Annotated in this window: 10 protein-coding genes; 5 read left to right on the top strand and 5 right to left on the bottom strand. The window is 36.9% G+C overall.

Annotation, left to right across the window (positions count from 1 at the left end):
- From N2201_05990 to N2201_05970, 5 genes are all read left to right on the top strand, one after another.
- Positions 1-370, top strand: a 370-nt coding sequence (locus N2201_05990) for a DUF2007 domain-containing protein (GenBank protein ID MCX7785757.1), incomplete at its 5' end; no start/stop codon positions are given.
- A gap of 51 nt (positions 371-421) precedes the next feature.
- Positions 422-643, top strand: a complete 222-nt coding sequence (locus N2201_05985) for a DUF2905 domain-containing protein (GenBank protein ID MCX7785756.1) — start codon at positions 422-424, stop codon at positions 641-643.
- A 66-nt stretch (positions 644-709) separates the two neighbouring features.
- Positions 710-3,307: a pyruvate, phosphate dikinase gene (gene ppdK / locus N2201_05980; protein MCX7785755.1), complete on the top strand. Its 2,598-nt coding sequence runs from the start codon at positions 710-712 to the stop codon at positions 3,305-3,307.
- Positions 3,308-3,564: 257 nt separating this feature from the next.
- Entirely contained in the window at positions 3,565-4,359 is a 795-nt protein-coding gene (locus N2201_05975) for a hypothetical protein (protein MCX7785754.1), read from the top strand.
- A 100-nt stretch (positions 4,360-4,459) separates the two neighbouring features.
- Positions 4,460-5,569, top strand: a complete 1,110-nt coding sequence (locus N2201_05970; GenBank protein MCX7785753.1) for a PorV/PorQ family protein — start codon at positions 4,460-4,462, stop codon at positions 5,567-5,569.
- A 321-nt stretch (positions 5,570-5,890) separates the two neighbouring features.
- Here the strand turns inward: N2201_05970 and N2201_05965 are convergent, their stop codons facing one another.
- The 5 genes from N2201_05965 to N2201_05945 form a co-directional block, all read right to left on the bottom strand.
- Complete coding sequence (locus N2201_05965) at positions 5,891-6,046, bottom strand: hypothetical protein (GenBank protein ID MCX7785752.1); 156 nt, start codon at positions 6,044-6,046, stop codon at positions 5,891-5,893.
- 120 nt (positions 6,047-6,166) lie between these two features.
- Positions 6,167-7,357 carry a glycosyltransferase gene (locus N2201_05960; protein ID MCX7785751.1) on the bottom strand — a complete coding sequence of 397 codons (1,191 nt, stop codon included), beginning with the start codon at positions 7,355-7,357 and terminating at the stop codon, positions 6,167-6,169.
- A gap of 763 nt (positions 7,358-8,120) precedes the next feature.
- The gene (locus N2201_05955; GenBank protein ID MCX7785750.1) at positions 8,121-9,011 is read right to left on the bottom strand and encodes a 3-methyl-2-oxobutanoate dehydrogenase subunit beta; all 891 of its coding nucleotides are present in this window, start codon (positions 9,009-9,011) and stop codon (positions 8,121-8,123) included.
- A gap of 65 nt (positions 9,012-9,076) precedes the next feature.
- The gene (gene porA, locus N2201_05950) at positions 9,077-10,231 is read right to left on the bottom strand and encodes a pyruvate ferredoxin oxidoreductase (GenBank protein ID MCX7785749.1); all 1,155 of its coding nucleotides are present in this window, start codon (positions 10,229-10,231) and stop codon (positions 9,077-9,079) included.
- A 111-nt stretch (positions 10,232-10,342) separates the two neighbouring features.
- A partial coding sequence (locus tag N2201_05945) for an NAD(P)-binding protein (protein MCX7785748.1) occupies positions 10,343-12,063 on the bottom strand: 1,721 nt, incomplete at its 5' end.

Genomic DNA, 12,063 nt, shown 5'->3' with positions numbered 1-12,063 from the left:
TTTTTTTGCCCACCCCTCAAATATTCTTGACATTTTAATTGAAACCCAATATAATCGCTTTAATAAGATATTGTTAATACAAGTTTATAATATAAAAATGCCCTTAAAACAAGTTTATAAACCCGAGAATGAACTTATGGCGATGAGTATTAAATCGCTATTAGAACAATCCGGTATTCCGGTAGTGCTTCGTTCTTATCAAATTCCTTGGTATAATGGCATTGCTAAAATGATGCGGCCGGCCTGGGGTGAAATTTTGGTTGATGAAGAAGATTATGAACAAGCCTTAGAAATTGTCCAAAACTTTTTAGCCTCAGAAACAGATAGTGATGTTAGCCAAAATGATACTGAGGCAAAAGAGGAAAACTGATATAGAAATGTTTGTTTTTGTTTAATCCGTGCGGTTTTTGGCAAAATTACAATGAGTGACTTTTCTTCTTTGGGAAAAATTTTGATAATTCTCGGATTTTTTCTAATTGTTTTGGGACTGGGAATAATTCTTATTAGTAAACTTCATATCTTTCCATTACCTGGAGATATTTTTATCCAAAGGAAAAATTTTACATTCTATTTTCCGATAATCTCGTCGTTGATTTTATCTTTAATTTTAACGATTATATTAAATCTAATTCTGCGCAGATGAGAGTCGTAACGACTGAGATTAGAATACATAATACTAATTTTATTTAACATAAATTAGGAGAAAAATATGTCTTGGATTTATCGTTTTGGTGGTAAAAGAGCCGATGGCTCAGCAAAACTTGCTGAAATTTTAGGCGGTAAAGGTGCGGGCCTTGCAGAAATGACTAATATTGGTATACCAGTTCCCCCTGGATTTACGATTAGTACTAAAGCCTGTGTGGAATATCTCAAAACCGGCAAATATCCTAAACAATTAGAAGTAGAAGTTAAAAAAGGTATTAAGTATATTGAGCAGATAACAAATAAAGAATTTGGTAATCCGAAAAATCCCCTCTTATTATCAGTGCGATCTGGGGCTAAAGCATCAATGCCCGGAATGATGGATACAGTCTTAAATTTAGGATTAAACGACCAAACTACTAAAGGATTAGCCGAATTAACTAAAAATGAGTTTTTTGCCTTAGATAGTTATCGTCGGTTTATTGAGATGTTTACTGATGTGGTGATGCGCTTACCGCAAGATGATTTTGATAAAATTTACGAAGAAGAAAAACAAGCATCTTGGCATTTAATTGAAAGATATAAAGAAAAAGTTTTAGAACTTACGGGTAAACCATTTATTCAAGACCCTTATGAGCAACTCTGGAAAGCAATTATTGCGGTGTTTGAATCTTGGAATAATCCTCGGGCTAAAGAATATCGAAAAATCTATAAGATTCCTGAAGATTGGGGAACTGCAGTAAATGTTCAAGCAATGGTATTTGGAAATATGGGCGAAACTTCTGCCACGGGTGTGGTTTTTACTCGAGACCCGGCAACAGGTGAAAAAAGACCTTATGGCGAATATCTAATCAATGCTCAAGGCGAAGATATTGTTGCTGGAATTAGAACTCCTCTCCCAATTGAAAAATTACAAAAAACCCATCCTCAAAATTATCGCCAATTATTACAAATCTTAAAAAAATTAGAGCATCATTATAAAGATGTTCAAGATGTAGAATTTACCATTGAGCGCAATCGTCTTTGGATTTTACAGACCAGAAGAGGTAAACGGACACCAAAAGCCGCAGTTAAAATTGCTTATGATATGGCAAAACAAGGTCTAATTTCTAAAGAAGAAGCGGTTTTAAGAATTTCACCCGATGAAGTTGAAGCCTTGCTTCATCCAATGCTTCCGGATAAAGTAGCGCAAAAGCCCTTAGCAAAAGGATTGCCGGCTTCACCTGGTGCAGTCTCAGGCAAAGTAATTTTCAGTAGTGCTGAAGCAGTTAGATTGGGAAAATCTGGAGAAAAAGTAATTTTACTCAGACCAAAGACTTCAGCCGAAGATGTTGCTGGTATGGCACATGCAGTCGGATTTCTTACGGCTACTGGTGGTATGACTTCACACGCGGCAGTTGTTGCTCGCGGAATGGGAAAACCCTGTATTGTGGGCTGTGAAGATATTATGGTCGATGAGGTAAATAAGCAAGCCAAGATTGGCAATCAAGAGATAAACGAAGGCGAAATAATCACAATTGATGGCACGAGCGGCTCAGTGTATTTAGGAAAAATTCCTACGGTTGAGCCTGAACTTTCCAATGAATTCAAGACTATCTTAAAATGGGCCGATAGTATTAGAAAGTTAAAAGTGCGCGCAAATGCGGACACTCCCCAAGATGCGACAACCGCTCGAAAATTTGGGGCTGAAGGTATTGGCTTGTGCCGAACCGAGCATATGTTTTTTGGGCCGAATCGAATCTCAGCAATGCGGGAAATGATTTTAGCACCTGATACTGAAACACGTAAAAAAGCATTAGCAAAACTCCTGCCAATGCAAAAAGAAGATTTTAAGGAAATATTTCGAGTAATGAATGGCTTACCCGTAACAATTAGAACCCTTGACCCACCACTGCACGAATTTCTTCCCAAAGACGAACAGGCAATTATTCAACTGGCCCAAGATATGGGATATTCAGTTGAACAAGTCAAAAACATTATCAGTTCACTAAAAGAAGACAATCCGATGTTAGGATTTCGTGGCTGTCGATTGGGTATTGCTTATCCAGAAATTACTGAGATGCAAGTCCAAGCAATCATTGAGGCGGCTTGCGAAGTGACTAAAGAAGGCGTAAAGGTTTTTCCTGAAATAATGATACCATTAGTCAGCACGATAGAGGAATTTATCAACCAGAAACAACTGGTGATTAGAGTTGCGGATGAGATTATCAAAAAACATCGGATTAGACTCCAATATTTAGTGGGCACAATGATTGAAGTTCCGCGTGCGGCTTTAATTGCGGATGAGATTGCAAAATATGCCCAGTTCTTTTCCTTTGGCACGAATGATATGACGCAAACTGTATTTGGATTTTCCCGAGATGATGCGGGTAGATTTTTGCCCTTATATATAGAAAACGGAATTTTAGCCAATGACCCATTTGAGGTGTTAGACACAAAAGGAGTTGGTGAGATTGTGAAGATAGCAGTCAGACTTGGCAGAAGTGTAAATCCGAAATTAAAAGTTGGCATTTGTGGTGAACATGGTGGTAATCCGGAGTCAATTGAATTTTTCCATAAGATTGGACTCGATTATGTAAGTTGCTCAGCATTTAGAGTATGTGTCGCAAGACTGGCTTCAGCCCACGCCAATTTAAAAACAAAGGAAAAAGTGAGTTATCATTAAGAAAAATTTAACCAAACGTCCATGAATTAATAAAGACTCACTGAATTTGATTCAGTATCTCAAAAAGAAACTGGATTACAGACTATAAACTATGAATTAATTGTCTTCTTTGCGAAAAACATTGACAACTAATAATTAGCAAATAAAATATTATGTATAGTTCTAAAAGAGAACTAAATATTAATATGGAGAAAAGTGTTTATGTTATTCCCCGGGAAGACTTCTCTGAATGTTTTCCAAGTAGGTAAGGAGGCATTATGCCTAAATATTTTAAAGTAATCTTTCTTTTAATTCTTATGATCTCATTTACGCATGTGGTTGCTCAAAATATACAAACTATTTACCTTAAAGATGGGACTTCTATCAAAGGTATTGTAATTGACCAGGATACGGCAAACTTAATTGTTGAGACGAATTTCGGAAAAGTTGAGATACGTAAAACAAATATTCTCAAAATAGAGTACGATAAGGAGTCTATAAAATATCCAGAGATTATGCATCCAATTACCGAAAAAATTGAGACGGAATCTTCTAAATCTGCTATAAGCAAAGGAAATATTATGATAAGTGGATTGATAAGTTTCACAAACACCTCAGGGAATTTATATTCATATGATGGAAGTTCAATTAGTTCTTTCACCTTTGCACCCAATTTTGTTTTCTTCGCTGCTAAAAGTTTCGGAATAGGATTTGACATATCTTTAACATCTGCATCAACTGCCGGGAGCACGGCTTTGCAGAGTGCATTTGGGCCAAAAGCTCTTGTTATGGTTGGTGTACCTAAAGGCTTATTCTATTTTTATACAGGGATAGGCATAAATTATATGATTTCTTCAGTTAGTATAGAAGACTATTTAGAAGACTATTACTATAGGAATACGATAGATGGAATGCGAATCAAATTTGCCGTTGGAGTTATGCCAGTGGTAAATCAGAATCTTGGTGTTCCAATAGAGGCGGGAATTTATTTCGACAATTTAAGCGATGAAACATTAAGTGAATCCGGAACAGTTCTTGTATTTGGTGTTGGTTTAGTTGGATTTTTGTTTTAGTCTTTATTACAAATTAAATATTTGTTGAAAAAGAAAAACGGAAGTTAAATAAAGAGTTGGTAAATTGTTCTAATTAGTAAAAAGAGAGGTTGAAACAAATATGAAAAAATTTAAAGACCTATTACTACTATTATTAATATGCCCGATAATTACGACCGCCAGTGAATATCCTGGGGCCGTATTCCTAATGATTTACCCAGGTGCTCGGGCGGTTGGAATGGGTGGTGCATTTACGGCAATTGCTGATGATGCTCTTGCAACTTATTATAATCCAGCAGGTCTTGGTTTTCAAAAGAGTATAGATTTTTCTTACAACATATGCGATTGGCTTCCAGGACTTTATCCTGGAATGTATTATGAGTATATAGGTCTTTCAGTGCCTGTCTACAAAGGTTTGACATTTGCTTTTTCGCGAACCTATTTAAATACGGGGAAAACAGAAGTAATAGACGCAAACGGAAACTATTTAGGCGAGTATACATCTTTCGATAAGGCAACAGCATGGTCAATAAGTATTGCACCTTTGTCAATAATTGGAATTGAGCCTATAATTAGTTTCGGATTCACACTGAAAGATATATACTCTTTTTTAGTTCCAGATTGGGTGTTGAGAAGATTGGAGATGGGAAACGGTGGTAGCGGAAGTGCTTTGGCAAAAGATTATGGTATTTTAATACGTTCTCCAGCCAGTATGATCGGTCAACTTAGCTTTGGATTTTTAAGGCAGAATATTGGTTCGCGAATAGCGTATACACCTGAATCAGAAGGCGACCCCCTTCCACGTGCTTTCAAAACAGGCTTTTCATACAAAATTACTGCAAATGATATTTTCCAAGGGAAAAAATTAATAGATTTTGGCAAAGACTATGAATGGCTATCAAAATGGTTTGCAGAAGCATCTCATATCTGTATCGCTTTTGACATATATAATGGATTAGCTGGTTCGTGGTATTCGTGGGGTGTCGAATTCGCACCCTTTGGGGTTTTAGGAATAAGAATGGGGTATTTTAACGATGCCGAGGGAGCGCGTATTGGCACCACTTATAGCGTGGGGTTAGATCTGAAGTTTCTTAAAATCGATTTTGGAAGTGATGCCGACATTTATGACTTTCCAACTGAAAATTGGCGCGTAGCAGTGGCATTGAATATTGGAACTCCTATTTTGTCGGAAAACGGAATAATCGGTTCGATTTTTGAGCGGAAGAGGTAAAATAAACAATTAATAATTTAAATTAAATCATATCAAGACGATTATCTTTTTTCAAAATTTTAACGAAATCTTGGGTTGATTTGGCAATTTAGTTAAGATGAGCACACTATTATATTTTTTCCGGACAACGTAATTGAATCAGTAAGTTGTTCAATATAGAATTTAAAATAGACAATACTCTACTTAAGAATATACCAGATGATTAGACTAATTATCTAAATGACAATAGATTAGATTATCTGGCAGGTTGACAAGGCGGATGCGCTGGGTGATATAAGAAAATTACCGATTGGCTTGCCGAGAGACCGGCATTTTAGACAATCAAATAAGCGACCCCAAAAAGTCAAGCAGACCATCTGAAAAGATTGCCGAAAAACGAAAGGCGATGGTCATTGTATCTTTTTCTCTGCCGGCCTTTTTATTATACTCATAAAATACCATATTCCCAATTTCCCCAAAAATTTGATTATATCGCATAAAGAACGAAAGACACTTCTGTTATTCACCACAAAGATGCTAATCGCTGGTTTAGCATAATGTTTCCTAACATTACATTAATAATATCCATAAAAGTAGAATAAATTAAAGAATTCCATTTTATGAATTGATTTTGCGTTTAATTAATTTATTCATTATCTCGCTTAATTTTTGAGTCTGATTTAACCGATTGTAATTCTCAATTCCTTTGGGCTGAAAGGGAAATTTATTATCTTGGGCTAACATAACTGCTTCGCGAATTTCTTTCTTTTCGCAGGGTAAGGCAATACCTATTGCGTGATTCTCAATCAACCGCATTGCTTCATTACATTCAAGAGCAACTCCGAGTATTGGTTTATTGGCTCCAAAATATTCGTAAAGTTTTATTCCCACTGCTTGATTAGGTTTAGAAAGGTATAATAACAATGATGCTGACTTCATAATTGCAATTGTTTCTGAATGAGAACAGATACCTAAATAATCAATGTTTTTATATTTTTTAAGTTCAATTAAAGTTTTAGCATCGCAACTTCCCACTAAAATTATTTTCACATCTTTAATATCAATAATTGCTTCGGCTACGGATTTTAACAAATCAAAATTCTCCCAAACATTGCCTGTATAGACAATGTTAAAGCCAGATATTGGGTAAGCAGGAATTTTGAATTCCTCGGGGTCATAGCCGTTCTCAATTACTACGGCTTGGGGACATTCAATTTTTTCTCGGGTTTGATAATTTACTGCAATTATCTGGTCTGAGTTATTAATTATTTGGTCGCGAAATCTTTTAATCTTGGCGCACATAAATTGAGGCGGCGAAACAAAGCCCGTAGGCCAAGGATCGCGAAAATCAGCAATTAAGGGAATTTGATACTTTTGTTTTAACTTTAAACCAACAAGTAAAGCACTAAATGGTGGTGCTGAAGCCAAGATAACATCTGGTCTTGATTGTTCAATCAATTTACAACCCAAGCGATAAGCAAAAGGAATCCATAATACTTTTGAATCTGGGAAAAATAGAAAATTGAGAAATTGACTTACTTTATTAGGTTCAATTTTTATCTTATTTGACTTAGTTTGAAAAAAGTAAAGGATTCTTGCTGGGTCAAGGCTTTCACTGCGGAAAATTGGTATGTCTTTCAAGTCATTAAGTAAATTGTAATCGTAATGATAATAAGCAATTGGTTTGACCGTTAAGATTTTAACTTTCCAGCCAAATCGTGGTAGAAACTTTGCAAATTTGGTAATGCGCATAACTCCGCTCATTCCTAACGGTGGTGTGTAATAGGCTATAATCAGAACTTCTTTCATAATTTCTTTATTATGCGATTTATGTTCAGTTTGTCAATCCTGTAGATTTTAGCGTTCTATAAAAGGGCCCACAGAAAACATTGCGGCAAGAATTCGTATCGAAGAAACCACAGAAAAAATCTGGAAATATTCCAGCAAGTTCATTTTATTCAATCGTAAGAATTGACTTTCTCAGTATTCTCAGATTCTTATCTTTACAAACCAGATTTTAATTGCGAAAATAAGAAATTTGCACAGATTACTAAGGAGTAATCTGTGTGACTTTCGCATAAGTTTTGAGAAGAACTCTAAAAAGTCACAGGTAAACCATAGCAGGTTTTTTCCTATTTAATTTCTTACCTAACTTTCTGTTGAATTTTCTAAAAATCAATTTAGCAAATAAAGAAATATGCCTTTTTAAAAGCCTTAAAAGAATATCGAGGTTTTATAGATGGAGAAGATGTCTTTAAGACCTTTAATGAGACATTTCAGACTACCTGGTAGGCGACCCCGTATGCCCCTTATCCGGTAAAGTTCTTATAGCAATATCCTAAGATTGGGTTAGCCTAAGGCTAACCCCACCCTAGCCCCTGTGCCTACTTCTTTTAATTCTTAGGTCAATAAAAATTATGATTAAGAAGATAAATTATTTGTAAATCTCTATTAATTAATAATGATTCTCTATCTAAGAGGTTAAGAGAATTAGGCAATATCAATTATTTATTGTATTAAAGGGTTTTTTGAAAAATGACCTAAATATTTTACTTCAAACGGGAAAAGAGACTTATTTGGTGTAAACCGCGGTTGCCTTTTTTAAGAGCAGTTGCCATTCAAAATCGACCTGGGCTTGAATTTGCTCAATATCTTTTTGCGTCAAGTGGGCAAATCGACCTTGAGGTTTTAAGTATTCAATTACCGGAACGGTCTTTTCGGGTTTGATATTTATGGTATATTTGACTCCGTTCTCACATTCATATATAGGAAAGATATTTGATTCTACTGCTAAGCGGCAGATTTTTATCATTAAATCCGGTGCCATTTTCCAACCAGTGGGACAAGGCGCAAATATATGAATGAATTTAGTGCCTTTTATATCCTTCGCCTTTTTGAATTTATTAATCAAATCTTCGGGATAGGCTAAGGTTGCCGTCGCACAATAGGGAATTCGATGGGCAATCATAATTTCCGTAATATTTTTCTTCGGTTCGGCTTTGGGTGTCTTTTCTGGAGTTGTGGTGGTCCAGGCTCCTTTGGGAGTCGCTGAGGAACGCTGAATACCTGTATTCATATATGCTTCATTATCATAACAGGCATAAATTATGTCATCATTTCTTTCTGCGGCACCGGATAAGGCTTGAATTCCGATATCAAGTGTTCCGCCGTCTCCGGCCCAAGCCATAACCGTAATATCTTTTTTACCCTGAATTTCAAGACCGGCTTTAACGCCTGAGGCCGCAATGGCTGCGGTTTCAAATGCGGTGTGAAGCACCGGAACATGCAGCGAATGAATGGGAAAAGGACCGTCAATTATCGTCCAACAGCAAGCAGGAATTACTACCATAGTTTTTTCGCCTAATGCCTTTAATGCCAATCTCATGGCTAAAGCACCACCGCAACCTGGACAAGCAACATGTCCAGGAAACATATACTCTTTTTCTGGTATGGTATATCTCATATATTAGTATTAAATATTAGTCATTAGTTGTTTGTTTAATACAGAATTTCGAACACTAAAATTCATCATAATCGCACGCCTCGCCAAATAATTGGTTCTTGAGGCGCTTCAGTCTTAATCGTATGTTCAATAATTTCTCTAATATCATCAGGAGTTACATCTCTACCACCAATTCCGATTATGTAATCAAAAATCGGTGGTGCGCCTGGTAGACCATATAGTGCTGATTTTATTTCTTGAGCAAATACGCCAGAGTGGCCAAAAGATATATTTCGGTCGATTACCGCAATTTTTTGGGCTTTATATAATATTGTGCGAAGTTCATCTACTGGAGTCGGTCTAAATAATTTCTGTTTCAACAAACCAACTTTTCTTCCTTCTTCGCGCATCTTATCAATTACGACGCGCGCGGTGCCTGTAATAGTTCCTGAAGTTACTAAAATCACCTTAGCATCCTCGCAACGATAAGACTCAACTACACCGTATCTTCGGCCAAACATCTTACCAAACTCATCATCAACATCTTTAATTACGGGAAGTGCTCTTTCGTGGGCTTTCTGAATTTTATAGCGAATTTCAAAATAATGGTCTGGATTAGTCAAACCGCCATAAGACTTTTTGGTTGCGATGTCTAATTTAGTTTTTAATTCAAATGGGGGTAAGAATTTATCAACCAGATGTTGTTCAGGAATATCGACCGCTTCCGAGGTATGGGAAAGGACGAAAGCATCTAATATGACCATAACTGGTAAATGAACTGTCTCAGCAATTTTGAATGCCTGAATTGTAGTATCTAACACTTCCTGATTCGACTCACAATATAATTGAATCCAGCCGACATCTCTTTGGGATAAAGAGTCATTTTGGTCCGTCCACACTGACCAACCCGGTCCCATCGCCCGATTAATATTCGCCAAAACTACCGGTAAACGAGCACCTGCGGCCCAGTGTAGCATCTCGTGCATTAAAGCCAAACCGTGGGCAGAAGTTGCAGTAAAAGCCCTGGCACCAGTTGCAGATGCGGCAATACAGGCGGTCATTGCCGAATGCTCGGATTCGACTTTAATAAACTTTGCATTTAACTTTCCCGAAGCACAAAATTCGGATAATAGTTCGACAACCTGCGTTTGAGGCGTAATAGGATAAGCCGCAATTACTTGCACGCGAGATAAGAATGCACCATAACTTACTGCATGATTACCAGTAATTACTTTTCTCATATGTTTAACCTAAATTTTGGTCATTTACCACTGAAAGAGTATAACAATATTTATTACTCTCAGTATTTCTATAAATTTTATCAGCACCACTTTCTGGACTGTTAAGTGTTTTCATTCTGTCTCTACTTTTGACTCTTCAACCATAGTGATAGCATTACGCGGGCATTCGGCCGCACAAACACCACAACCTTTACAATAATCATAATCAAATTCATAATCTTCATTTTTCATCACCGATAAATCGGGACAGAAGACAAAACAGTTATCACATTTATTACACACTCCGCAGGAAAAACAGCGTTCAGCTTCATCTTTAACCATTATTTTATTATATCCAGTATTTACTTCCTTAAAACTACGCTTTCGTTGGGCAAGAGAAATTTGCGGCATAGATACTCTGGGTTGATGCTCAAAATAAGTGGGATTTAATTGCGAAAAAGTCACAATCTGTTTTTTGCTCTCTGTTGGGGATAACTTTTGTCCTTGGACTTGGCAAATAATGAATTGGGCAACCCTTTTACCCGCACCAATTGCTTCAACCACAGTCTTAGGACCAGTCACACAATCGCCAATCGCAAAAACATTAGGGATATTTGTCTGGCCAAATTCGTCAACCGCAATACTCCAACCCGTAGTTTTAAGTTCTGGGGGTAAAATTGACAGCTCGACCTCTTCGCCAATTGCACTAAGAATCGCATCAATGTTTTTAACGAAATTAGAATTAGGAATAGGCACAGGTCTTCTTCTTCCTGAAGCATCCGGTTCACCCAATTTCATTCTGATTAATTCAATGCCTTTAACTTTACCTTTCTTAGTGCGAACGACTTTAACTGGTGCCACTAAAAATTCAATGGGAATGCCTTCGGTTTCAGCAGCATTAATCTCATCAGCAATTGCCGGCATTTCGGCCCGGGTTCGACGATATAAGATAATCGGCTGATAGCCCAGTCGTAAGCAGACCCGTGCAGCATCAATTGCCGTATTGCCACCTCCAATAATAGCAACCCGTTTGCCCAATTTAGGTTTTTTCTTGGCATTAACTTCCGAAAGAAATTCTAAACCCGAATAGACACCTTCGCCTTTTTCATTAGGAATATCCAAAGGTCGACTTTTGGCACAGCCAGTAGCGATAATCACAAAGTCGTATTGTTGAGTTAATTGCGATAAAGTAATATCTTTACCAATTGTGCAATTGGTTTTGAAATTAACTTGTAATGCTAATAATTTCTTTAACTCTGCATCCAAAATATCTTTTGGCAATCGGTAAGATGGAATACCATATCTTAACAGACCACCAAGTTTTGGCTGGGCCTCATAAACTGTTACGGCAAAGCCGGCTAAACCAAGATAATAGGCTGAACTCATGCCTGCCGGACCCGAACCAACAATGGCAATCTTTTCTTTTCTCTTCTCTTTTGGTTTATATAGCAGTTTTGCCTCAAGTCCAAAATCACCTAAAAACCGTTCGCAACAATGAATGGCTAATGGTTCATCATAATCTTTACGATTACACGCCTGTTCACAAGGATGATAACACACCCGACCAGTAATAGATGGAAACGGGTTATCTTCAATTATCGTTTCGTAGGCTTCCTTAAACTTGTTTTGTTTTACTAAATCAAGATACTTTTGAATCTGCTCGTTAGCCGGACATTCGTTATTACACGGTGGTATTTTATTTTCATAGATTGGTCGGAAAATCCGCCAAGTACCAGTTTTATTTAAGAGCGTTTCGGCAATACTGATTGCCCATTCAGGATAATCCGACTCTTTTTCTAATTTAGGAATTGTCGGTTTATACTTTTCAAGCCACTTCATATAGTCCTTATTTC

The organism is candidate division WOR-3 bacterium (assembly GCA_026418155.1).
GTDB lineage: Bacteria > Hydrothermota > Tepidihabitantia > Tepidihabitantales > CAIPLT01 > JAOABV01.
Note: the sequence above shows the minus strand (reverse complement) of the source record. Positions and strands in the feature narration are given on the sequence as shown.

Coding starts and splice junctions, on each gene's coding strand:
- N2201_05985 (MCX7785756.1), top strand. CDS start 422: ATGAGTGACTTTTCTTCTTTGGGAAAAATTTTGATAATTCTCGGATTT.
- ppdK (MCX7785755.1), top strand. CDS start 710: ATGTCTTGGATTTATCGTTTTGGTGGTAAAAGAGCCGATGGCTCAGCA.
- N2201_05975 (MCX7785754.1), top strand. CDS start 3,565: ATGCCTAAATATTTTAAAGTAATCTTTCTTTTAATTCTTATGATCTCA.
- N2201_05970 (MCX7785753.1), top strand. CDS start 4,460: ATGAAAAAATTTAAAGACCTATTACTACTATTATTAATATGCCCGATA.
- N2201_05965 (MCX7785752.1), bottom strand. CDS start 6,046: ATGCGATATAATCAAATTTTTGGGGAAATTGGGAATATGGTATTTTAT.
- N2201_05960 (MCX7785751.1), bottom strand. CDS start 7,357: ATGAAAGAAGTTCTGATTATAGCCTATTACACACCACCGTTAGGAATG.
- N2201_05955 (MCX7785750.1), bottom strand. CDS start 9,011: ATGAGATATACCATACCAGAAAAAGAGTATATGTTTCCTGGACATGTT.
- porA (MCX7785749.1), bottom strand. CDS start 10,231: ATGAGAAAAGTAATTACTGGTAATCATGCAGTAAGTTATGGTGCATTC.